The following is a 22,022-nucleotide window of genomic DNA, read 5'->3' on the forward strand; positions in this document are numbered from 1 at the left end:
CTTTCGAATAATTGTTATATATCAGTTGAATATAATATAGACTATTATATAACAGTTTGACAACAGTTTTTTTGAATCTTTTTATTTGCCTTCTCTCTTCAAACCGATTAGGATGAATTGTGTGACCTATCAATGATTGATTTATCAATTAGTTTTAAGGAGGATGTCTCATGCGCGACGCCTGTTCGCTCAGCGACGAAATCCTTTACCACGTCATCACCGTACAAAAAGAACTCGCCCAACTGTTCGATACGGAAATGGACGGGCTCAGTTCGACCCGCTTCGATATTTTAAGCAACCTGCATCACGTCGGACCGTTACGGCAACGTGAATTGCAACAACGGGTCGGCGTCGACCATGCCGCCATCACGCGTCACTTAAAACAGCTTGAGACACAGGGCTTAATCACGCGCGAACGATGTCTTCAAGACAATCGGGTCATCTTTGTCGATTTGACGGATGACGGTCGTGAGCGGATTGCACATTGGACCGAGCAAAAGAAGTGCTTATCGGACCGACTTTTTGTAAACATGAAGGTAGAGGATCAACAACAGCTACTCGAATTGTTAAATACATTACAAACCAACATTCAACACGAAAGGAAGACCCTTATATGAACACGACTACACAAAAAGACTTTATGGAGATCGTCAAAGGACGCCGCTCGATTCGCGTATACGATGAGAACGTCAAAATCTCGAAAGAAGAGATGACACAAATCTTGGAGGAAGCGACTACGGCTCCGTCGTCACTTAACCTGCAACCATGGCGCTTCGTCGTCATCGATAGCGCGGAAGGCAAAGACACGCTCCTCCCGCTCGCAAGCTTCAACAAACGCCAAGTCGAGACGTCATCTGCCGTCATCGCCATCTTCGCCGATTATCAAATGGCCGATTACACAGAAGAGATTTTCGATACGGCCGTTGAACGTGGCCTCATGCCGCCAGACGTCCGCGACCGTCAAGTCGATATGATTACAGGCATCTTCAAAGATGCACCGAAAGAGTCAATCAAAGACAGTATCTTGCTCGACTCAGGCCTCGTCGCGATGCAGCTCATGCTCGTCGCCCGCGCCCACGGCTATGACACGAACCCGATTGGTGGCTATGACAAAGCGAACATCGCGGAAGCGTTCGGCCTCGAAAAAGAGCGCTACCTTCCGGTCATGCTCCTCTCAATCGGAAAAGCCGCGGAAGACGGTTACCAATCAGTCCGCTTCCCAATCGACCGCATCACAGACTGGAAATAAGAAAAAGCTCAAGCGCCGAGGCGCTTGAGCTTTTTTTCATCCGATGTATTTGACGACCTCGTTGAAGTCACGGCGTGTCTTCGGCGCGAAGTCACGGGCCCGATGTCCGAACGCGACCATGACCGAGAGCGACCAAGCGCCTCGTTCCATGACACCTTCTGAAATCAACAATTCGTCAATATCTGCTTGATTGAACCCTTCAATCGGGCATGAGTCGACACCGATTTGGGCAGCAGCCGTCATCATGTTGCCGAGCGGAATGTACGTCTGACGTTTAATCCACTCTTGGAACACACGCTCGTCGTCCAACAATCGATAATCTTGTTCTTGGAACTCACGGACACGCTTCACACGGAGGGCATATTCGTCTTCCGTCCGACCTTGGACGTCCGTGACGACGTGACGGATATAGTCCGAATCATATCGCATCGCTTCAGGCGTCCGCGCCAAAATCAACACGAAATGACTTGCCGTCAACGCTTGTCCTTGTGCACCCCAAGCATGGTCTTTAATCTTTTGGAGCAAGTCTTCGCGACGAACGACGACGAACTGCCACGGCTCGAAACCGAACGAACTCGGTGACAAACGGCCCGTCTCCAAGATGAACTCGAAATCTTCCTCATCGATTTTTCGGTCCGCATCGAACTCTTTCGTCGCTTGACGCCAACGATACGCGTCTAAAATATCTTCTTTTTTCACGATTTTCCACTCCCCATTCACCAAGATGACTCCATCATATCAAAACGATAAATGAGAAAGCGCTCATGAAGATTCTTCAATGGTAATCGGACATCCTGCACGTAGCGAAACGGCGTCTCATCGTTCAAAAAATGTAAGTACTCATCGGCCGGATAATAGAGGATGAGGTCGACCGGGCGCGGTGTGCGCTCGACCGAGTCGATAATATTCGCGACTACCTGCCGGAACACGTTCACCGAGAACGGGTTGAAGAAATAAAAGCGGTTCGCCTCAGCCGGCACCTCAAACTGTTCGGCGTAGCCGCGGACGAGCTGAACACTGCCACGCGTCCGATGTTTCTTGGCATAGTTCATCCAATTCTCGAGCGCCGCCTCGTGGAAGCCGCCGTCCATCTCGACACCGATGGCCCGGACCCGGAACGTATAGGCGAGATAAAACGGAAGCCGCCCCTTCCCCGAACCGAAATCTACGACCGTGTCCGTTGCGGCGAGCGGATAGGCGTCACGCAACAAGTCGAGCGCCTCATAAGGAGTCGGTTCATAGCGATGGTATTCAGCCGAGGCCGGGAACCCTTGTTGCGGTTTCGCCGTCTCGATTTGAAGCAATCGTTCATAATCTTGTTCAGTCATAAATCTGTCCTTTCTTGGATGGCGCGGAAAAACGGATGACGCTCCATCTCTTGTTTGAACGCCTGTCGTTCTTGCCACATCACATAGCCGACATAGAGCGGGATGAGCAACTTGAACCAGCTCGGCACGAGGAGCATTCCGGTGACGGCAAGTGGGACGAGACGCAACCATAGGTTCCGATGACGCGGCGTCCGTATATAGAGTAAAATGGCCGACGTACGCCGGGCGGACCCAAACCGATTAGGTCTCGGTCGATAAAGCGGACGTTTGCGCCGACTTGGTTTCTCGATCGCACCCGACGTGGATAATACGGCCCGGTCGAAAGCCATACGCAGCGCCTCACTACGTTCGAGTTCTTGACTAAGATATGGGTGGCGTGACAGCCATCCTTCTCCGATATAAATCGCAAATGCAACGAGGCCGCTGCCGAGGACGACCGCCCCTAAAGGCGAGTCGCTGAGGAGCGCATACATACAAACGAACGTCACACACGTGACCGTAACTCGTAACATCCAATGGCTGCGCCGGACTGTCAACTGATAACGGATCCACGTATGAATCCCGGTCAAAAACAGGAGGCTGATCCCAAATGCGGATATGGAGACAACGGGCCAACCGTCAAGCCAAATAGGACAAAGAGGAGCGTTGAACCTAGTTTGATGGCGTAATAAAACAACGAATCGTGCTTCAATCTGTGAATCAAAGAACGTTTGGCGATCAGCGTCACGTCCGCCCGTTCGATCCAGACGAAAAACTGATTTCTGAGTAGTACGATTCCAATTCCAAGCGCCCAAACGAACATCGGTACTTGGCTCACCCATCTAAGCTCACCTTGCCAAAGCAATCGGTATTGATATCCGAGAAAGATGGCGAACGGAATGACTCCGTAAAGAACGACTGTCCAATCCAAAATGAGCCGCCACGTCTTCCACTGCTTGGTCATATGGACTCGAATACGTCTAGCAAACAGCTGATGTTCATTCATCGCATAACCACATCTTCCATCATATCGAACAGCGACTCGCCTTCGGTTTGCAGGCTGAGACGCAATTCATCTTTCGTCCCACTTGCGAGCATGCGTCCGTCATCGATCCAGACGAAGCGGTCGCATAACCGCTCTGCCGTGTCGAGGACGTGGGTGACGAGAAGCACCCCGGTGCCTTGACGGCGTTCCGCTTCAAGTAAACGAAGCAACTGAATCGTCGTCGTCGCGTCGAGTCCGACGAACGGCTCATCGACAAGGAGAAACTTCGCCTCTTGGATGAGCGCCAACAGAATCATCGCTTTTTGCTTCATCCCTTTTGAGAACGAGGCGATATAGTCGTACCGGACCGTCTCGAGCCGAAACAGACGCAGCAATTCGTCTGTCCGCTCGCGAGTGTGAACACTCGTCAATTCCAATACGAGAGCGATATGTTCCTCGAGCGTCAAATAATCATAGTAAACCGGTTGCTCGGGGATATAGGCGTAGCGGTCGATTTTCACCGTTCCACGCATCCACGGGATTGTTCCGGTGAGACAGGCGAGCGTCGTGCTCTTCCCGGCCCCGTTCGACCCAATCATCCCAACGATTTCGCCCGGTCGGACCTCAAATTCGATGTCCTCAATGACCGACTCACCGCGTTCATACCCGGCTTGTTCAATGTGAACGTCCATTCGAACCTCCTTCGCAAAAAGTCGCCTTTTCAGGCGACGTCATCGAACGATATTGACCGAAGAGAAAACGAACTTGTCATAGCGGTGCCGGGCGAATGAATATTCGAACGGCTTCCCGTTACTCAAGTAAACGACTTGTTCGACTTCGATGATTGGGTCGGTAATGTCATTCTTCAAGTAGCGTTGGTCGTACTCGTCAGGCTTGTCGGCTCGAATCATCTTGTGTGAACTCGTGATTGTATAACCTAGCTCCTGTTGGATGTAGCTATAGACCGACTTCTCTAAAATTTTACGCGACAGTCCTGTAATTAGATTGGCGACCATGTACGTCAATTCGATGACATACGGCTCTTCGTCCACATAGCGGACACGACGAATCTCATAGACTGGTTCCGTCAGCTCAATCATCAAATGGTCAGCGATTTCCTGGGTCGGGAACTTCACTTCGAAATCGAGCACTTCACTGCGCAAACTGCGGTCGCCGATGACTTGCGTCAATCCTCGCGTCTCTTTACTGATGATGTTGATGCGTTCTTTTTGGAAACTGGCTGGCAAGATGAACGTCCCTTTGCCACGCTTCCGATAAATCAAGCCTTCCATCACGAGAATCTCGAGGGCGCGCTTCATCGTCATGCGGCTGACGCCAAACTCTTCTGCCAATTGAATCTCATCTGGGAGCGGTGTTTCGAGTTCATAAGCCTGTTCATTGATGCGATGCCGAATCTCATCAGCAATCGATTCATATTTTGGTTTTTTCTTTGTAGACATATTCCACCTCATGTATAGACATATACAAATAATATATCAAAAAAAGCTGACAAAGAGTAGTCCTTGTCAGCTTTTCCTATTATTCTGTAAATCCATGATTGGCAATCACTTGTTTGAACCAGTGACCCGATTTTTTGATGGTCCGTTCCTGGGTCGCCAAGTCGACACCAACGAACCCATAGCGGTTTTTATAGGCGTTGCTCCATGACCAGTTGTCCATGAACGTCCATAAATGGTACCCTTTCACGTTCGCACCTTCTTCGAGCGCCCGATGCGTCCATTTCAAATGTTCGCGAATGAAATCGATCCGGTAATCGTCCTGGACGCTGCCGTCGGTGTCACGGTAACGTTCTTCTCCTTCAACGCCCATCCCGTTCTCAGAAATGAAACACGGGATGTTGCCATAGTTGTCTTTCAAGTTGATCAAGATGTCATAGACGCCCTGTTCATAAATTTCCCAACCACGATACGGGTTCATCTTACGACCCGGCATCTCATAGAAGTCGAACAGGTTCTCAGGCAGGAACGGCGCATCAGGATTCGGAAGCGACGCTTTGGCCTTGACCCGACGCGGTTGATAGTAATTGATGCCAAGGAGGTCAATCGTATTCGTCCGAATGAGTTCCAAGTCGCCCGGCTGCATCTCCGGCATCGCGCCTTGTTCCTGTAACACGTCGATGAGTTCTTCAGGGAACGTCCCGAGCACGGATGGGTCCAAGAACGAGCGGTTGAAGATGGCGTCGGCCAAGCGCGACGCCTTCAGATCGGCCGGATGTTGGCTGCGCGGATACGACGGTGTCAAATTCAGGATGATCCCGATTTGACCGGGTTGTCCCTGCTTCCGATACGCCTGGATAGCGAGCGCGCTCGATAAGATCGAATGGTAAGCGACTTGAACGGCACGCTTGAAATCGACGACGTTCGGATAGTGGAAATCGTACAAGTAGCCGCCTTCGACCGGTACAATCGGTTCGTTATGGGTGAACCATGTCGTCACACGGTCTCCGAAAAGTTCGAAACACGTCTTCGCGAACTGTACGTAAGCGTCGACGACGTCACGTGATTCCCAACCGCCTCGGTCTTGAAGCGCCATCGGCATGTCGAAGTGATACAAGTTGATGAACGGCTCGATGTCATGATCGATGAGGCAATTGATCACATTGTTATAGAACGTGATCGCCTCTTCATTCACCTCACCGACGCCTTCTGGGAATAGACGTGACCACGAGATTGAGAAACGAAACGTGTTATGTCCGAGCTCCTTCATGAGTGCGATGTCTTGCTCGTACAAATGATAGAAGTTAGACGCCTCCGTCGCGCTGACGCCATTGAAGAATCGGTTCGGCTGTTGCATATACCAATAATCCCAAATATTTAAGCCTTTGCCTCCCTCAAAAGCCGCACCTTCCATTTGCGTCGCCGAAGAGGCCGTCCCCCACCAAAAATCGGTCGGGAATTGATACGTCACTGCTGCTGATGTTTTCGTTTCTGTCGGGTTCGTCATAAACTTTCTCTCCCTTATTCTCTATTTCTCATTCATACCGCTTCGTCTTTATGGTTAGCGGCTTCTTCCTGTTCTTTCTTCAAGTTCAAACGGTCAATAAATTTAAGGAATGGGAACCAGACCGCCAAGATGATCAAGAAGTTGACGAGTTGTAGCAATCCGCCGGCAAGTGAGTTCGTCGCCATCATCCCGCTGATGAACATCGGGACGGTCCAAGGTACCGCGACCCCTGTCGGCGGCGGGACGAGCCCTGTCGACATTGCAAAGTAAGTGACTGTGACCGTGATGAGTGGGGCGACAATCCACGGAATCATGATGAGCGGGTTCATGACGATCGGCAGACCGAAAATGACCGGTTCGTTGACGTTAAAAATCCCTGGTCCGAGTGACAGTTTTCCGATTTGTTTCAACTGCTTCGATTTCAAGAACAACAAAATCGCTACGATGACGGCAAGCGTCGAGCCGGAGCCACCAAGGCCGACCGTATAGATTTCGACGAACTGTTTACTGATGATGTTCGGCACATCTCCGGTCGCCGTGTACGCGTTCAAGTTTTCAAGCGACAACGTATTCCAAATCGGATCCATGACCGAGTTGACGATGACTTGTCCGTGCAACCCGAAGAACCAGAACAATTGGACGAAGAAGATGGCGATCAACGTTGGGACGAGACCGTTACCCAATTTAACGAGCGGCTGTTGCACGACGTTGAAGATGACGTCATGTAAGTTCGTATTGAACAAGCTCGTCACACCGATGTTGAGGAGCAAGAAGACCGTGAGCGTCAACAAGGCCGGAACGAGCGCCGAGAACGACTTCGCAACCGCCGGCGGTACGCCATTCGGCATTTTGATCGTCCAGTTCTTTTGAACGACGAATCGATAAATCTCACCTGAGAGGAAACCTGTAATCATGGCGAGGAACATTCCTTTGGCGCCAAGACGATCGAGCGGGAGGACGTTACCGACCGCTTCTGTCATTCCTTCGACTTCAATGAGGAACGGTGTCAACAAGAGGAACGATACGAGCGAAATCGCCCCACCGAAGACGGCTTCGACGTTGTAACTTTTCGAAAGATAATAGCCAATACCGAAAACGACGAAGATTGACATGATTCCCATCGTGGCCGATGGGGCGTTACCGAGTGACGATTTGAACGCATTCAGCGTCCCTTCCGACATGAATTTGTCTAAGAACGGCAAGTTGGCAATAACGACGACGATTGAACCGAACATGGTAATCGGGAACGCGAGCATGAACGCATCCCGTAAGACTTGCAAATACCGACTGTTGTTCAAGTAAGTCGCCATCGGCATGAGCAACTTGCTGATCAATAAGAACATTTTGTTGTCCTGTGACATAGGATTCACCCTTCTTGATTAGGATTTACAATCTTTTGCTCCATCATCTCAATCAGACCTGCCGTCAAATCTAGCATCGTCTGAGTCGACATGAGATGGTCTTCGGCGTGAAGGAGCAACAGTGACATGTCCGTCTTCTCCCCGTTCGCCTCTTTTTGAATTTGGCTAAAGTGCGTCTGATGCGCTTCTTTTAACTGTTCACGTGCTGTCGCTAGCTGCGCTTCAAACGCTTCGTAGGAACCGTTCTTATACGTTTGGATTGCTTCTTGAATCGTGCTCCGAGCGTTCCCGCTATGCAAAATCATCATGAACGCCATCTGTTCTAACGTTAACTCTTCCGTTCCTTCCATGACCTCACCCCATCAATTTGATTGCTTGCTCATACGCTGCTTTCCCATTCGCCGTTCCGTAGGCCATCATGTCGATGACTTCGACCGGCTTCGATGTTTGCGCTTTCAATTTATCGAGCAAAAAGCGCATTTGCGGTCCGATGAGGATGACGTCCGCTTCTTCCATCTCCTTACCAACCTGGTCTTGACCGACTGCCCAAATTTTCGCTTCGTCCCCGATTGACGCCGCGTGCTGTTGCATTTTCGTGACGAGCAGGCTCGTCGACATTCCTGAACTACAAGCAAGTAATACCTTCTTCATGTTCGATCACTCCTTTTTTGAAATCGTTTACAACTTTTATTATACACATGATTAATTTCATGTCTATACTTGATTTAAAGTTTGTTTAGTTTTTAAAATTAAAAGTGTATACGATAATAAATGAGAGTGAGGGAATTGACGATGAAAATCATCCCGTTACAGCCGCATTATCAATATCGTCTTTGGGGAGGCGACCGCTTAAAGCGTTTTGGTTTTTATTTTGATGAAGTCTCGATTGGCGAAGCATGGACCGCCTCGGCGTTGCCGCAAGGCAGTTCCGTCGTGTCTGCTGGCCCTTACGCGGGGACGCCACTAGGCGAACTGTACAACACGCATCGTGAACTATTCGGTATCGATGCTTCGGTATTTCCATTGTTAATCAAGTGGATTGATCCGAACGATGATTTATCGATTCAAGTCCATCCTGATGACGAGTTGGCGCAGTCGCTCGAGGGTCAACCGTATGGAAAGAATGAATGCTGGTACATCCTCGACGCGCCAGAAGGGGGAGAAATCATCTACGGGCATACGTTCGAGTCGAAAGAGACGTTACAACAGGCGCTCGAGGCTGGTGATGTCATGTCCGGTTTAATTCGAAGACCTGTCAGCCGCGGCGATTTTTTGTACGTGCCGGCCGGGACTGTCCACGCTTTGACGAAAGACGTATCTGTTCTCGAGATTCAACAAAGTTCGGATACGACGTACCGTCTCTATGATTACGGACGCACTGAACCGACGACGGGCCGCACACGTGATCTCCACGTCAATCAAGGTACCCTTGCCTCCTTTGCACCCCATCTCGACTATGTGGAACATGTCCTGTCACTGAATCATTTCCGGACGCAGTTGACGCGCAATCCGTATTTCTTTGTCGAAAAATGGACGATCGAACGCGAAGAATCCGTCTCGACGGACACGTTCCGTTTGCTCTCGGTCGTCGATGGGACACTTGAGATTGACGGTTCGTCCTTCGATATTGGTGCGACGTTGCTTTTGCCAGCGGGTCAGTCATTTCAGTTGGACGGAACGGCCACGTGCCTCGTCACCGGCGTATCCTCTCCAACGAAACAAAAAGCCCGCATCGGCATCGATTTGGGCGGCACAAACACACGAATCGCCGTCGTGTCGACAGAAGGGCGACTCGAGAAACAATATAAGTTGAAGACACAGCCACACCTTGAGCTCGACACCTTGTTGAACCAAATCAAGCTTGCCGTCGAACGATTCCAACTCGAATATGACATCACGCACGTCGGCATCGCGGCTCCTGGTCCGCTCGACTTAAAACGAGGTGCGTTCTTGACCCCGCCGAACCTCCCGAACTGGCACCATCAGACGATCGTGGAGCCGCTATGCACTCTGCTCGGCCTACCTGTCACGTTAGAGAATGATGCCAATGCGGCGGCACTCGCTGAAGCGAAGTTCGGGGCTGGTCGTCATGTCGACTCCGTCTTTTACGTCACGGTCAGCACAGGTATTGGCGGCGGCTTCGTCTATAAGCAAAATTTGATTAGTGGGGCTCATGGTAGCGCCGGAGAAGTCGGCAATATGATTATTCGTACGGACGGACCAACACATCCGACGCTGAACGTCGGAGCGCTTGAGACGCATGCGAGTGGAACGGCACTTCACGAACGTGCCCGCACTAAAGGAATGACTGATTCGATGACGCTTTTGACAGACGAAATCGAACGCAACACGTTCGTCGAGGATTTAGCGACCGGTCTCGCCAATATCATCCACACGGTCGACCCTGACGTCATCATTCTTGGAGGAGGTGTGACGGCTTCGGCTCCGTTATACTGGAATCAGTTACAAGACGCGGTCGCGATGCGAGTATACCCTCATTTGAGAGGAGCGACCCCCCTCGTCCTGCAGCAACTGCATGGCGACGCTGGCGTCATCGGGGCCGCGTTCTTGCCATAAGGAGTGGAAACAAGACATGCAACATTATTTAGCCATCGATATTGGTGGTACTAGTATCAAATACGGAGTCGTCCAAGCCGACGGCAACCTCCTGTCGAACAAACACGTCCCAACCCCAGCGACGTGGGACGGCCTGCTTGATCACGTCGATGTGATTTTTAACGAAGCTAACGTCGAGGCCCCACTCGACGGAATCGCCTTCAGTGCGCCCGGCTCCGTCGATTCGACGACCGGTGTGATTCATGGCATCAGCGCATTGCCTTATATCCACAATCGTCCGTTTCTACAGCCGTTCGAAGACCGTTACGACTTACCGGTCACCGTCTTGAACGATGCCAATGCGGCAGCACTTGCAGAAGGATGGAATGGTGCGGCCGCATCCGTGAAACGCTATGCGACCGTGGTCATCGGAACCGGCATCGGTGGAGCGTTCGTCGACTCGAACGTCCTTATGGTCGGGTCGCACTTCCACGGCGGTGAGTACGGGTACTGGATTTTGGACCCGAACTTACCTCATCCTGACGGAACATGGAGCGCCATCGGCTCGACGGCCGTCCTCGTCAAGCGTTGCAGCGAACAGCTCGGTCGTCCACTCACCGGAAAAGATGTGTTCGCGCTTCAAACCGATCCGGTCATCCAAACGGAATTAGAGCGCTTCTATCGCTGGAACGCAATCGGCATGTACAATCTCCAATTCGGGCTCGACCCGGATCTGATTTTAATCGGTGGTGGCATCAGTCGCCGTCCGGAAGTCCGGGACGGGATTAAACGACACTTGGATGCGCTCTGTGACGCGTTCGGCACGTTCCGCATCGACATCGAGACGTGTGCCCATTTCAACGAGGCCAACTTGATTGGTGCCGCACGGTTTCACATGTTAGCGCAGTAAAAAAAAGGGTTTCCATCACGAATCTGTGATGGAAACCCTTTTATTTTGCGAGGCGATCTTCATGGAGTTGATGATACACCTCGTCTCGAATCGCTGCGAGCGTACGATCATGGACAATCATATGCTCCCGAATCGTCCGGTTAACGCGTTCATTAATCTTGCCGGCCTCCAAGTGTCGATCCAACACGGGAAGGCTGAAGTCGTCAATCGGCAAATAGGCGATAGCAATCACGACTGACCCTGACTTCACCGAGACTTGCACGCCGTTCACTTCTGGAAAGAAATAAGATTCATAATACGGTTCGACGACCAGTTCTGATTTCCCCGCATCTCGGACTTCTGGAATCGTCGTCGGCAACGCGATGAAATATACCATTTGATCGAACGAGAACGAGACGTCTTTCAATGAGACGCCGAGCGCCGCAGCATGTCGTCTCGCTAACTTACCTGTCACGAAACGATAACACGGCTGACTCGTCAATAAGATTGAACCGATAAAGGCGACGGTCATAATCATGACACTGAATTCGGTCAAAGCGGCACCCCTTCCCAACGACAAACTTGGTTTTTCCCTTTTGATTTGGCTATATAGAGGGCTTGATCGGCACACTCAATCAACTGTTCAAGGGACTGTTCATGAAGGGTGTGCTTTGAAGCGACGCCGAAGCTTAGCGTCAACTGTCCACCCGGTTGTCGTTCTCCGTTCATAAAGTTCGTTCCGAGCACGGCGCTGCGGATTGTCTCCGCCACCTGTGCTGCCTCGACCTCGTCATACTGCGGCAATAGCACGACAAACTCTTCGCCACCGAACCGATACGCCATCTGTTCATCCGGCACGCTCCGTCGAATGACGCTCGCGAGTCGCGTGAGTAACTCATTTCCAGCCAAGTGACCATTCGTGTCGTTGAAGTGCTTGAAATGATCGATATCCATGACAATTAGTGACAGCTCGTCCGTTTCGCACTCCCGGAACAAGACGTCCAAATCTTGTTCGAATGAGCGATGGTTTTTAAGACGCGTCAAGCCGTCACGAAGTGCTAATGTCTCGATGCGCTGGTACAACATCGTTTGATGGAGCGCGAGCGAGGCTTGCTCCGCAATCGGACGGACGCTATCAATTTTTTGAGGGGTAATCGGCTTTTTATTGACGACGTTATCGATGACAAGGAGTCCGTAAGGAATGCCTTGATGGTGAAGCGGGAAAATCGTACACTCATCCATTTGTAAATCGGTATGTAGCATCCGCAGCACCGGGTCATCGGTGATGCTCGCGTAGACATGGAGCGGTCGTCCTGAATCGAGTGTCTGTTTGAACAGGTGGTTGCCATGAAACGGGATCGTCATCTTCCGAATCCGTTCGTTCAACTGTTCATCGTGCGTCGAGTCCGTCTCCTTCTCATCAATCAGTCCTTGGAGGTCATAATGTTGGCGCGTAATTTCTTCCCAAATTTGAAAGCCGTCTTCTGGATTCATAGGTCCTGTCCCCATCACTCCGTAAATGCTATCTTTTTCCAAATCCGCAAAGAAGATGATTGAACGGTTAAACCCGAGCCCGTGCCCCGCCGTCACCGATGTCAAAATTGTTTGCAGCAACCGATCCGGATCGAGCGTGTCTTGCATTGTAAAACTGACTTCCCGAAACACGTTCAATTGACGAGAACTTGCCGTCAACATCCGTAACCGTCCCGATCGCTCACGCTTCAACTGTTTGACATAGCCGAAGAGCAACGCCGCACCTAGTCCGAAAAAGATATAACTGAGTAACAACGGGAACGACAACGTTCCCGATTGGCTGTACACCAAAATCCAACCGACCAGAATGGCCGTCACCATGCCCTTCCAGTGAAAACAGACGAGTCCCGTCACAATCAACAACAGTACGGACCAATGTAAATCATAAAAGTCGAACAACGCCCCGTGCCAAATCACGACGAGACTGCTCGTCCCGGCGAGCAGCCAGCGATTCAGGGCGGGGGTCGTCATCAACCGGAGGACGTTGAGGACGATGGTGATTAGGACGGTACCGCCAATCAATAAGCCATAAACCATGGTTACCCCTCGTTTCATCGATTCATCTATACTTTTGATTATAAATCGAATCTTCGAAGGCGGGACCGAATTCGCCCAATCACTGACCAAACTTTTAACTTCCTTGAAGTATTTTCCATAAGATGTCGAACGTCTTTATCTACCTCTCGTATGAGTGATTTCACATAATCCTTTCGTTTACTTTAGTGGAGTAACGTGGAATGATGGAATTAACTAACCTATTTAAGCGAGGTGGAAGCGTGACCCGTACCGAACATCTAGAAGCTACACGGATTTTACAACATCTATTCAACGCGTCTTCCTTCGTCGGAATCGACTTCGGTTCCGGCCCAAACCATCACCTACTTTACTTTAAACGAGATGGCAACGAGTCTTGGCTCTCAATCGAAGGACCCTGGTACGTCCATTCATCGGGTCCGTCGTTCAATGAAGATGAACAACTCCATCACCTCGTCGGACTGCGACGCGAACGCGTCCGCTCCGTCCGTTTAACAGAAGACAACCCCAACCTTGAACTCACATTTGAATCCGGATCGGTCTTGTTCGTGAACGGTTATCATGAGCAGTACGAGAGTTGGCAGGCCGGAGACGCCCGCCCGCTCGGAGGCGAGCACTTTTTACTCGTCGCCATGCCTCAAGGAGACTTGGCCGTCTTCGCCGAAGATGACGTCTGATGGCAGCCTGGACAGAGATTCTCACATATATGTTGATTGCAGGCGGCGTCAGTCTCGCCATCATCGTTTTGCGAAAAATCACGAAAGCATAATAAAAGAGCGGCCGCGGCCGCTCTTTTATTATTTCACCGTCTCGTCCTCGAACAAGCTTGCCCCGTTCGTCTGGATGACGTCTTGATACCAGAAGAACGAGTCTTTCCGTGAACGTTCGAGCGTCCCTGACCCGTCGTCGTGCTTATCGACGTAGATGAAACCGTAACGTTTGCTGTACTCCCCGGTCGATGCGCTGACAAGGTCGATACAGCCCCAGCTCGTATAACCGATGACGTCGACACCGTCTTCAATCGCCTCCACCATCGCTTTCAAATGGTCACGCAAATACTCAATCCGATAATCGTCATGGACCGAACCGTCCGCTTCGACCTTATCATAAGCCCCGAGACCGTTCTCGACGATGAAGAGCGGCAATTCATAACGCTCATACAGTTTGTTCAAAATGACGCGAAGTCCCATCGGATCGATTTCCCAACCCCAGTCGCTTGCTTTCAAGTAAGGGTTTTTCACACCGCTCATAATGTTCCCTGCTGCTTCGTCTTCTGTCTTCTCCGCTTTCTCGGTACGCGACATATAGTAGCTGAGTGAGAAGAAGTCGACCGTGTGTGCTTTCAGCGTCTCGAGATCGCCGTCTTCCATCACGAGTTCAATCCCGTTCTCACGGAAGAATCGTTTCGCGAACGACGGATATTCACCGCGAACGTGAACGTCGCCGCAGAAGAAGTTCATCATGCGCTCGGCGTCATGCGCGTACCAAATGTCTTCCGGGTTCGAGCTGTACGGATAGACCGGCGCCGCGATGAGCATGCAGCCGATTTGCATCGATGGGTCGATTTCGCGTGCCGCTTTTGTCGCGAGCGCACTTGCCACGAGTTGATGGTGCAACCCTTGATACGTCAATTGCAACTGGTCATCCCCTTCACGGATCGCCATCCCGAGACTGAGCATCGGCATGAATTGGGCCCCGTTGATTTCATTGAACGTGAGCCAATACTTGACCTTGCCTTGGTAACGTTCGAACAAGACACGGCTGTACCGCTCGAAAAATGTCACGAGGCGGCGGTCACGCCAACCACCGTATGCTGTCGCCAAGTGGAGCGGCAACTCATAGTGCGAGATTGTGACGAGCGGCTCAATCCCCTGCGCGACGAGCTCGTCGATGACGCGATCATAGAATTGAAGACCTTCCTCGTTCGGCTCGAGTTCGTCACCGTTCGGGAAGATGCGCGACCAAGCGATTGACATGCGGAACGTCTTGAAGCCCATCTCTTTGAAGAGAGCGATGTCTTCCTTGTAGTGATGATAGAAGTCAATGCCTTCGTGGTTCGGGTACGTATACTCGTCATGTAGCTCGAAATCGAACGTCGGGTCATGGATGATTTTCATCCGGTCCTTGCCGCCCGGCATCACATCCGCGATCGACAGTCCTTTGCCGCCTTCTTGATATCCGCCTTCAAATTGGTTCGCCGCTGTGGCGCCACCCCATAAAAAGTTTTTCGCTACTTGTTTCATATCCATTTCCTCCTTTTAGGCTAAGACGCGCAAGACGCCGTGGTTTGGTTCGACGATGCCGCTATGTGTCGGCAAGACATCTAAGTAGTTCCCTGTATTGGTGACAATTACCGGAGTTATCGTGTCGTAACCGGCTTGAGCGATGGCTTCTAAATCAAATTTCACCAACACGTCGCCTTCGGTCACTTGTTGTCCGTCTGTGACGAACGATTCGAAATGTTGTCCCCCGAGCTGGACCGTGTCGAGCCCGACGTGAATCAATACTTCGACACCGCTATGCGACCGGAGTCCGATTGCGTGCTTCGATTGATAGACCGTGACGACTTCCCCGTCGAACGGCGCATAGACGACGCCTTCTGTCGGCATGATGGCAATTCCTTTCCCCATCGCGCCACTCGAGAACACTTCATCGCGAACGGTCTCAAGTGCGACGACTTCCCCTTTGACCGGTGAGGAGACCGGTGTACCGACGTGATCAGTCAAGACAGGTGCTGATTCGACACGCGGCGACGTTTCTTCCGATGCTACTTCTTTATGGAATGCGAACGTGAGTCCGAACGAGACGAGCGTCGCAACTGCCATCCCAATCAACGCACCATAGAATGTCATATCAAGGCCCGTTGCCGGAATCATGACCGGGATACTGAACACGCCGAGACCACCCATCGCATAAGCGGCCGTCCCGAGCATACCGCCGACGACACCGCCGGCCGCGCCGCCAACCATCCCAAAGACGAACGGTTTTTTACGCGGGAGCGTCAATCCGTAAATCGCCGGCTCGGTGATACCGAACACACCAGCGATCGTCGACGAGGTACCGAGTCCCTTCGTCTTCGGGTCACGCGCCTTCAATGTGATGGCGAGCGTTGCCCCGACTTGACCGAATGTGGCCATGAGGACCCCGACGACAATCGTGTCCATGCCGACGACTGCCAAGTTGTTGATGATAATCGGCACGAGCCCCCAATGGAGACCGAACATGACGAGCACTTGCCAAAATGCACCGATGAAAGCGATGGCGACGACTGGACTGAGTTCATATAAGAACGAGTAGCCGCCGGCGAGACCTTGACTCGCGTATGTCGCGACCGGACCGATGGCGAGGAACGTGAGCGGGACGACAATCAAGAGTGCCATCATCGGGGTCGTGAAGTTACGGACCGCCTCATGCGTGTGTTTGTTGAAGAACGTCTCTACTTTCGATGACACGTACGCCGCCAAGATAATCGGAATGACCGAGGACGCGTAGCTCATCAAGACGACTGGCACCGTGAGGAATGAGAGTGACTCGCCCGCACCTTGTATCGCGACGATGGCCGGATAGACGAGCGCACCCCCGATAATCATCCCAATATACGGATTGCCGCCAAACTTCTTCGCTGCCGAATGGCCGAGGATGACCGGTAAGAAGTAGAAGAGCGCGTCGGCCGCTGCGTTCAAGACGATGTATGTGCCCATGTCTTGTGTCAGTAAGCCAAGGGCGACGAGAATGGCGAGCAAACCTTTCAATAGACCACTACCGGCCATAGGTCCGAGGATCGGGGTGAAAATCCCCGCAATCACATCAATCAAACGGTTAAAGACGCCCGTTTTTTCCGTATCGTCATTTGATGACGTCTGGAATCCACCGGCCTCGACCACGTCCTTGTAGACGTATGGGACGTTGTTGCCGATGACGACTTGGAACTGGCCACCACTTTGGACGACCGTGATGACGCCGTCATGATTTTTTAACGCTTCGGGGTTAGCTTTCTGTTCATCTTTCAATTTAAAACGTAACCGTGTCGCACAATGGAACACGCTTTTGACGTTGTCTTTCCCGCCGACGTGACGAATGATGTCCGCGGCGAGCGTTTTTGTTTGGCTCATACTGTTCACTCCTTCAATTTGTATAAAAAGAAAAACCTAAATGAACGCACACGGGAGGTGTCGTCATTTAGGTTTGGCCTGCATCATCAGTAACCATCCTTAGGATCGTCGTTCTTTCATTAAGTTTTCGATATGAATCATCATATACAACCGCTCATCGGTCGAAACCTCGTAATTGTACTTCGTGGCGATTAGACCGGCGATTTTCTCGACACATTCGTAAGCGTCCGGATAGCGCAGCTTCACCATCTCGAACAGCGTCTCGTCGCCCCCCTGCTTAATCTTCTCACCTGAGGCAAGCCGTTGGACGAAATACTTCAAGTGGGTCAAGAATCGTGAATAGGCGTATGATTCTTCATCCAAATCAATTTGAAAGTGGTACGTGATGATGGTGAGGATTGCTTGTGTGGCGCGTGTCATCTCAGTGACGAGATGCAAATTCTCACCTTTGGCACCCGACATCGTTGCGTTGACGAGATGGAGCGCGATGGCGACCGCCTCGTCTTCGTCTAATTTGACGTCGTGCCGTTCATTGATGAGGGCGACCGCTTCTTTCCCGATGGTGAACTCGGGTCCGTAAAATCGTTTCACTTCCCAAACGAGCGGGTTCCGAATGATGATTCCATCCCGATACCGACTGAGGGCGAAATGGATGTGGTCGGCGAGGGTCACATATAGCGAATCATGGACCGACTTCTCAAGCCGCGTCTCCGCCAACTTGACGATCTCTTTGACCGTATCCATCTCCGCCGCTGGCATCTCATTCAAAAAATGAACGAACCGTTCGTGGCTCTCTTTACTCTCGAGCGTAAAGACTTTTTCAATCCGCGCTTGATCAATCGCATCACCCGGACGTTTTTGAAACGCAATCCCCCGTCCCATGACGACTTGTTCTTGACCGTTCGCTTGAATGGCCACGACGTTATTGTTGAACACTTTTGAAATCTGCATGGAATCAATTCACCTCCGCTCAAGTTCGAGTGAAAAGAAAAAAACCTAAATTCACACCGGTCCGCCCAAATTTGGATGATCGGCATCAATTTAGGTTTTGCCTGCTTGACCAGTAACAATCCCAAAATGGATTTTCTTCTTCTCGCTACTAGCATACTCCCTTGAAATCTTGACGTCAACATAAAAATAAAACGCTTACACCATGACCGTTTTCACTCGAACAGGATGCGTTGCATCCGTTCTGGTGCCGCTAGAAAGTCACGCATGACACGGACGTGCTCGAGTTCGTCGAATGTCGTCGGCTGGAGTCCCGTCTCGACTTGGAGTATGTCGGCGTCAGGATACGACATGAGGATTGGTGAATGGGTCGCGATGATGAATTGACTGCCCGATTGGACGAGTTCATGCATCCGCGCGAGCATCGTCAACTGCCGCATCGGGGACAAGGCGGCCTCAGGCTCGTCCAATATATAGAGCCCGCCATCCCGGAAACGATGGAGCATGAGCGACAAGAACGCCTCCCCGTGCGATTGCTCATGGAGCGATCGACCGCCGTAAGACGCATAGAACCGTTCCGGGTCGGGCGACGTTCGTGCAATCTCATCCACATAACTCGACAATTGATATGCCGTCTCGGCCCGGAGGAAAAATCCGTCCTTCGGTCGATAGGCACCCCGAATCGGACGGAGCGCCTCGAACAACGGGCTATGCGTTGCCTCGGTCTCAAAACGGAACGTCGTCGCCCCACCTTCCGGATTGAATCCGGCGGCGATGGCCATCCCTTCGACCAACGTCGATTTTCCACTCCCATTCTCGCCGACCAAGAACGTGACCGGCTTCGTCAGCGTCAGTTCATCAAACCCCTCAAAAATCGGTAGCGAGAACGGATAGCCCGGTGTCTCAATCCGGTCCCGTTCCAAGCGCACGCCCCGCAAAAATAAGTTTAATCCCATTCGATCCAAAACAGCGCCCCCTCTCTCGACTCAATCCCGTACGACAGCCCTTGTGCCTCGAGTAACAGCTTATTGATAGCCAGACCGAGCCCGTGCCCGTTCGAGCGGTCGCCTTTCACATACATGTCCCAGATGTTGACAAGCATCGATGCTGTGATGCCCGGACCCTGATCCTCGATTTCAAGCCGTCGCTCGGTGAGCCTGATTGTAATCATTCCGCCAATCGGACTCGCATGATACGCGTTCTGAAGAAAGTTTGACAAGATGCGCTCCATCGCCAACCGGTCCGCCTGAACGACCGCATCCTCGACGAGTTCAAGTGTGACCGTCACTTGCTTGTGACGGAACCATTCCTCCATCCGCGTGACCGTCGCTTCAATCAATTCATTCATGTGAACAGTCTCAATCGTGAGCGCCAGCTTGCCTGCCGATAGCTTCGAGTATTCGAGCATCTGGGTGACGAGCCGGTCGATGCGATCGACCTCTTCGGTCATGCTGCGTCCCGTCTCGGCCACGTCTTCTTGTTTAACGACACCGAGTTCAAGCATTTCTGCCTCGTTTCGGACGATGGCGAGCGGGGTGCGGACGTCGTGCGTGATTCCCGAGATGAACGTGTTTTGCAGTCGCTCTTTCTCTTCGAGCGACGTGTTCATTTGACGGACCGCTTCCGTCAAATCGCCGATTTCATCGTCAGTGACCGGTGGCAACGTGAGATCATGACGACCCGACATGATGGACGCGGTCGCTTGCTTCAGCTCGATGAGCGGGGACGTCAAACGCCGACCCATCCAATATGTGACACCGACGGCGACGAGGAGTGCGAGCAAAAAACCGCTGCCAAGAATGACATAAATTTGGCGAAACTGAGGGTTCGACAGCGGGACAGGTGCATACGTCACGATTTGAACATCTCCTTCTTCCCGAAGGAACGTCAATAGCCGCATCCCGTTCACACTGACCTCGTCTCGCTCGGACAATCCGTCCGGGTCGAGCATCGGCGTCATCTGTCGACGCATCCTACCTCCCCGTTCAAGATTGACCGCCTCCCCGTCTTGAAACACGAGGACATCGAGCTGTCCGGGTATGCCGCGCCCATCCACGAGTGCCTCGTAGACGATATCCGCTTCACGCGCTAATTGGTCATAGCTTTCCGTCTCAGCGAAACGTCCAATCAATAGCGACGTCAGGCCGAACGTGAGCAACGCCATGACGACGAGCGGAAGGATTGCCGTCCATAGCAGTTTCTTCATCAAACGGCTCATCAGACTTCCTCCAATCGATAACCGACGCGGTGTACCGTCTTCAATTGCCGTTTCATCGTCGGTGATTTGTCGCGCAACTGCTTGACGTGCGTATCGACCGTCCGCGTATCCCCGGCGAACGTATAATCCCACACCTCGTCGAGTAGGCGGTTCCGATCGAGCGCTTCTCCGCTATGCTTCAAGAAGTAGAGTAACAACTCATATTCTTTATTGGTCATTCGAATCACTTGCCCGGCGTCAATCACTATGCGAGAACGTGCGTCCACCGTCATGTCGCCGAACGAAATCTCGTCCGTCTGTTTCACGAGACGCTTCAGACGAATTTCGAGTTCTTTTAGCACAATCGGTTTGACCAAATAATCGTCGGCCCCGAGCTCGAGACCGAACACACGGTCATCTGCCTCTCCTCGTGCCGTCGCCAAGATGATGGCCGGCCGTGGCTTAAGTGCCTTCAGTTTTGGAATGAGCGTCCATCCTTCTCCGTCCGGCAAACGAACGTCGAGCAAGACTGCATCGAACGGTTGCTCAAGCTGTCGTTTCGCTTCGGCGAGCGTGCCGGCCACACTGACATGAAACCCCGCGTACGTTAAAAAGCGGGCGAGCCCGTCCGCTAATTTCGGTTCATCTTCGACTACGAGTACGTTCATCTTTATCGCCTCCACTCTCATTATATCGCATCGTGAAACGAACCCATCATTTCCCAAAGACAATTTGCAGAAACCTTGCAACTCCCTCACAACTTTTGAACGTCCCCGCCCTACACTTGAAGTAGTAAAGGAGGAGATTAATATGAATTCATCTAAATTAGCCATCGCCTTGGCCGGCCTACTGGCCGTCTCAGGAACCGGCGTCTATGCCGCCACGAACGATACGACAACGACCGACGGAACGGAAACGACGACCCAATGCGAACGCGGAGAACGCGGTGAGCGGGGTATGTTCGGTGACCGGGCAGCCGGGCAAGCCGCTTTGCTCGAGGCGCTCGGGTTGACCGAAGCTGATGTGGAAGCAGCGCGTGAAGAAGGACAATCGCTTTCTGAACTCGCGGAAGAAACAGGGATCACCATCGAACAGTTCATCGAGGCGATCATCACTTCTCATGAAGCGAAACTTGACGCAGCCGTCGAATCCGGTGACTTGACGCAAGATGAGGCCGACGCGATTCTTGCCGACCATGAAGAACGTTTTGCTGACGTCACGAGTTACGACGACTTAGGCGACATGCGTGGCTTTGGTGGTGGACGTCACGGGGGTGGGCATGGCCCACATCACGGTGGTCAATTCGGTGGACCTAACCAAGATGAGGACACACCTGCGTCCGATGATAACGTAGACAATCAGAGCACCAATTCACTGTAAGCAAAAA

The 22,022-nt window shown here is 51.8% G+C and carries 22 protein-coding genes and 1 pseudogene; 6 read left to right on the forward strand and 17 right to left on the reverse strand.

Annotated elements, in window-relative coordinates:
- The first annotated feature begins 170 nt into the window (after positions 1–170).
- Positions 171–617: a MarR family winged helix-turn-helix transcriptional regulator gene (locus tag KNP85_RS04720; protein WP_021068009.1), complete on the forward strand. Its 447-nt coding sequence runs from the start codon at positions 171–173 to the stop codon at positions 615–617.
- Positions 614–1,249, forward strand: coding sequence for a nitroreductase family protein (locus KNP85_RS04725; protein ID WP_021068008.1), 636 nt, complete (start codon positions 614–616; stop codon positions 1,247–1,249). The genes KNP85_RS04720 and KNP85_RS04725 overlap by 4 nt, the downstream gene beginning before the upstream one ends.
- Before the next feature lie 36 nt (positions 1,250–1,285).
- Here KNP85_RS04725 and KNP85_RS04730 read toward each other — a convergent pair whose 3' ends face one another.
- The 9 genes and pseudogenes from KNP85_RS04730 to KNP85_RS04775 form a co-directional block, all read right to left on the reverse strand.
- Complete coding sequence (locus KNP85_RS04730; protein WP_214801658.1) at positions 1,286–1,948, reverse strand: NAD(P)H-dependent oxidoreductase; 663 nt, start codon at positions 1,946–1,948, stop codon at positions 1,286–1,288.
- A gap of 17 nt (positions 1,949–1,965) precedes the next feature.
- Positions 1,966–2,577 carry a class I SAM-dependent methyltransferase gene (locus KNP85_RS04735; protein ID WP_058765356.1) on the reverse strand — a complete coding sequence of 204 codons (612 nt, stop codon included), beginning with the start codon at positions 2,575–2,577 and terminating at the stop codon, positions 1,966–1,968.
- Positions 2,574–3,562 (reverse strand): annotated as a pseudogene (locus tag KNP85_RS15955) (ABC transporter permease). Before KNP85_RS15955 ends, KNP85_RS04735 begins: the two are co-directional and overlap by 4 nt.
- A complete protein-coding gene (locus KNP85_RS04750; protein ID WP_029596334.1) occupies positions 3,559–4,233 on the reverse strand; it encodes an ABC transporter ATP-binding protein in 675 nt (224 codons plus the stop codon). The pseudogene KNP85_RS15955 and the gene KNP85_RS04750 overlap by 4 nt, the downstream one beginning before the upstream one ends.
- Before the next feature lie 39 nt (positions 4,234–4,272).
- On the reverse strand, positions 4,273–5,001 hold the full coding sequence (locus tag KNP85_RS04755; RefSeq protein ID WP_214801664.1) for a GntR family transcriptional regulator: 729 nt from the start codon (positions 4,999–5,001) through the stop codon (positions 4,273–4,275).
- A 79-nt stretch (positions 5,002–5,080) separates the two neighbouring features.
- On the reverse strand, positions 5,081–6,505 hold the full coding sequence (locus KNP85_RS04760; protein ID WP_214801667.1) for a glycoside hydrolase family 1 protein: 1,425 nt from the start codon (positions 6,503–6,505) through the stop codon (positions 5,081–5,083).
- A gap of 32 nt (positions 6,506–6,537) precedes the next feature.
- On the reverse strand, positions 6,538–7,848 hold the full coding sequence (gene celB / locus KNP85_RS04765) for a PTS cellobiose transporter subunit IIC (RefSeq protein ID WP_214801940.1): 1,311 nt from the start codon (positions 7,846–7,848) through the stop codon (positions 6,538–6,540).
- Positions 7,849–7,871: 23 nt separating this feature from the next.
- Positions 7,872–8,216, reverse strand: coding sequence for a PTS sugar transporter subunit IIA (locus KNP85_RS04770; RefSeq protein WP_058765348.1), 345 nt, complete (start codon positions 8,214–8,216; stop codon positions 7,872–7,874).
- A gap of 4 nt (positions 8,217–8,220) precedes the next feature.
- Complete coding sequence (locus tag KNP85_RS04775) at positions 8,221–8,517, reverse strand: PTS sugar transporter subunit IIB (RefSeq protein WP_021067999.1); 297 nt, start codon at positions 8,515–8,517, stop codon at positions 8,221–8,223.
- A 141-nt stretch (positions 8,518–8,658) separates the two neighbouring features.
- Between KNP85_RS04775 and KNP85_RS04780 the strand changes: the two genes are divergently transcribed.
- Both KNP85_RS04780 and KNP85_RS04785 read left to right on the forward strand, forming a co-directional pair.
- Positions 8,659–10,443, forward strand: coding sequence for a type I phosphomannose isomerase catalytic subunit (locus KNP85_RS04780; protein WP_214801670.1), 1,785 nt, complete (start codon positions 8,659–8,661; stop codon positions 10,441–10,443).
- A 16-nt stretch (positions 10,444–10,459) separates the two neighbouring features.
- The gene (locus tag KNP85_RS04785) at positions 10,460–11,332 is read left to right on the forward strand and encodes an ROK family protein (protein ID WP_214801673.1); all 873 of its coding nucleotides are present in this window, start codon (positions 10,460–10,462) and stop codon (positions 11,330–11,332) included.
- A gap of 40 nt (positions 11,333–11,372) precedes the next feature.
- Here KNP85_RS04785 and KNP85_RS04790 read toward each other — a convergent pair whose 3' ends face one another.
- Positions 11,373–11,867 carry a hypothetical protein gene (locus KNP85_RS04790; RefSeq protein ID WP_214801676.1) on the reverse strand — a complete coding sequence of 165 codons (495 nt, stop codon included), beginning with the start codon at positions 11,865–11,867 and terminating at the stop codon, positions 11,373–11,375.
- Positions 11,864–13,381, reverse strand: a complete 1,518-nt coding sequence (locus KNP85_RS04795) for a sensor domain-containing diguanylate cyclase (protein WP_214801679.1) — start codon at positions 13,379–13,381, stop codon at positions 11,864–11,866. The genes KNP85_RS04790 and KNP85_RS04795 overlap by 4 nt, the downstream gene beginning before the upstream one ends.
- 200 nt (positions 13,382–13,581) lie before the next feature.
- Here KNP85_RS04795 and KNP85_RS04800 point away from each other — a divergent pair, with 200 nt between their 5' ends.
- Positions 13,582–14,055 carry a DUF6188 family protein gene (locus tag KNP85_RS04800; RefSeq protein WP_125318031.1) on the forward strand — a complete coding sequence of 158 codons (474 nt, stop codon included), beginning with the start codon at positions 13,582–13,584 and terminating at the stop codon, positions 14,053–14,055.
- 120 nt (positions 14,056–14,175) lie between these two features.
- Here the strand turns inward: KNP85_RS04800 and KNP85_RS04805 are convergent, their stop codons facing one another.
- The 6 genes from KNP85_RS04805 to KNP85_RS04830 all read right to left on the reverse strand — a co-directional run bounded on the left by KNP85_RS04805 (position 14,176) and on the right by KNP85_RS04830 (position 21,303).
- On the reverse strand, positions 14,176–15,627 hold the full coding sequence (locus KNP85_RS04805; protein ID WP_031200425.1) for a glycoside hydrolase family 1 protein: 1,452 nt from the start codon (positions 15,625–15,627) through the stop codon (positions 14,176–14,178).
- Positions 15,628–15,636: 9 nt separating this feature from the next.
- Positions 15,637–17,490, reverse strand: coding sequence for a beta-glucoside-specific PTS transporter subunit IIABC (locus KNP85_RS04810; RefSeq protein WP_214801682.1), 1,854 nt, complete (start codon positions 17,488–17,490; stop codon positions 15,637–15,639).
- Positions 17,491–17,589: 99 nt separating this feature from the next.
- Positions 17,590–18,441 carry a BglG family transcription antiterminator LicT gene (gene licT, locus KNP85_RS04815; RefSeq protein WP_021067990.1) on the reverse strand — a complete coding sequence of 284 codons (852 nt, stop codon included), beginning with the start codon at positions 18,439–18,441 and terminating at the stop codon, positions 17,590–17,592.
- A gap of 212 nt (positions 18,442–18,653) precedes the next feature.
- Positions 18,654–19,394, reverse strand: coding sequence for an AAA family ATPase (locus tag KNP85_RS04820; protein WP_214801942.1), 741 nt, complete (start codon positions 19,392–19,394; stop codon positions 18,654–18,656).
- Positions 19,385–20,656 (reverse strand): HAMP domain-containing sensor histidine kinase, encoded by a 1,272-nt coding sequence (locus KNP85_RS04825; RefSeq protein WP_214801684.1) that lies wholly within the window; start codon positions 20,654–20,656, stop codon positions 19,385–19,387. Before KNP85_RS04825 ends, KNP85_RS04820 begins: the two co-directional genes overlap by 10 nt.
- Positions 20,656–21,303 (reverse strand): response regulator transcription factor, encoded by a 648-nt coding sequence (locus KNP85_RS04830; protein ID WP_214801687.1) that lies wholly within the window; start codon positions 21,301–21,303, stop codon positions 20,656–20,658. Before KNP85_RS04830 ends, KNP85_RS04825 begins: the two co-directional genes overlap by 1 nt.
- Before the next feature lie 142 nt (positions 21,304–21,445).
- Here KNP85_RS04830 and KNP85_RS04835 point away from each other — a divergent pair, with 142 nt between their 5' ends.
- Positions 21,446–22,015, forward strand: a complete 570-nt coding sequence (locus KNP85_RS04835; RefSeq protein WP_214801690.1) for a hypothetical protein — start codon at positions 21,446–21,448, stop codon at positions 22,013–22,015.
- The last annotated feature ends 7 nt before the right edge of the window (positions 22,016–22,022 follow it).

Origin of the sequence: Exiguobacterium sp. s194 (genome assembly GCF_018618275.1) — a bacterium.
Taxonomy (GTDB): Bacteria; Bacillota; Bacilli; order Exiguobacteriales; family Exiguobacteriaceae; genus Exiguobacterium; species Exiguobacterium chiriqhucha.

Bases quoted from the DNA above. Each gene is read 5' to 3' on its own strand.
- KNP85_RS04720 (WP_021068009.1), top strand. From the start codon at position 171: ATGCGCGACGCCTGTTCGCTCAGCGACGAAATCCTTTACCACGTCATC.
- KNP85_RS04725 (WP_021068008.1), top strand. From the start codon at position 614: ATGAACACGACTACACAAAAAGACTTTATGGAGATCGTCAAAGGACGC.
- KNP85_RS04735 (WP_058765356.1), bottom strand. From the start codon at position 2,577: ATGACTGAACAAGATTATGAACGATTGCTTCAAATCGAGACGGCGAAA.
- KNP85_RS04750 (WP_029596334.1), bottom strand. From the start codon at position 4,233: ATGGACGTTCACATTGAACAAGCCGGGTATGAACGCGGTGAGTCGGTC.
- KNP85_RS04755 (WP_214801664.1), bottom strand. From the start codon at position 5,001: ATGTCTACAAAGAAAAAACCAAAATATGAATCGATTGCTGATGAGATT.
- KNP85_RS04760 (WP_214801667.1), bottom strand. From the start codon at position 6,505: ATGACGAACCCGACAGAAACGAAAACATCAGCAGCAGTGACGTATCAA.
- celB (WP_214801940.1), bottom strand. From the start codon at position 7,848: ATGTTCTTATTGATCAGCAAGTTGCTCATGCCGATGGCGACTTACTTG.
- KNP85_RS04770 (WP_058765348.1), bottom strand. From the start codon at position 8,216: ATGGAAGGAACGGAAGAGTTAACGTTAGAACAGATGGCGTTCATGATG.
- KNP85_RS04775 (WP_021067999.1), bottom strand. From the start codon at position 8,517: ATGAAGAAGGTATTACTTGCTTGTAGTTCAGGAATGTCGACGAGCCTG.
- KNP85_RS04780 (WP_214801670.1), top strand. From the start codon at position 8,659: ATGAAAATCATCCCGTTACAGCCGCATTATCAATATCGTCTTTGGGGA.
- KNP85_RS04785 (WP_214801673.1), top strand. From the start codon at position 10,460: ATGCAACATTATTTAGCCATCGATATTGGTGGTACTAGTATCAAATAC.
- KNP85_RS04795 (WP_214801679.1), bottom strand. From the start codon at position 13,381: ATGGTTTATGGCTTATTGATTGGCGGTACCGTCCTAATCACCATCGTC.
- KNP85_RS04800 (WP_125318031.1), top strand. From the start codon at position 13,582: ATGATGGAATTAACTAACCTATTTAAGCGAGGTGGAAGCGTGACCCGT.
- KNP85_RS04805 (WP_031200425.1), bottom strand. From the start codon at position 15,627: ATGGATATGAAACAAGTAGCGAAAAACTTTTTATGGGGTGGCGCCACA.
- KNP85_RS04810 (WP_214801682.1), bottom strand. From the start codon at position 17,490: ATGAGCCAAACAAAAACGCTCGCCGCGGACATCATTCGTCACGTCGGC.
- licT (WP_021067990.1), bottom strand. From the start codon at position 18,441: ATGCAGATTTCAAAAGTGTTCAACAATAACGTCGTGGCCATTCAAGCG.
- KNP85_RS04820 (WP_214801942.1), bottom strand. From the start codon at position 19,394: ATGGGATTAAACTTATTTTTGCGGGGCGTGCGCTTGGAACGGGACCGG.
- KNP85_RS04825 (WP_214801684.1), bottom strand. From the start codon at position 20,656: ATGAGCCGTTTGATGAAGAAACTGCTATGGACGGCAATCCTTCCGCTC.
- KNP85_RS04830 (WP_214801687.1), bottom strand. From the start codon at position 21,303: ATGAACGTACTCGTAGTCGAAGATGAACCGAAATTAGCGGACGGGCTC.
- KNP85_RS04835 (WP_214801690.1), top strand. From the start codon at position 21,446: ATGAATTCATCTAAATTAGCCATCGCCTTGGCCGGCCTACTGGCCGTC.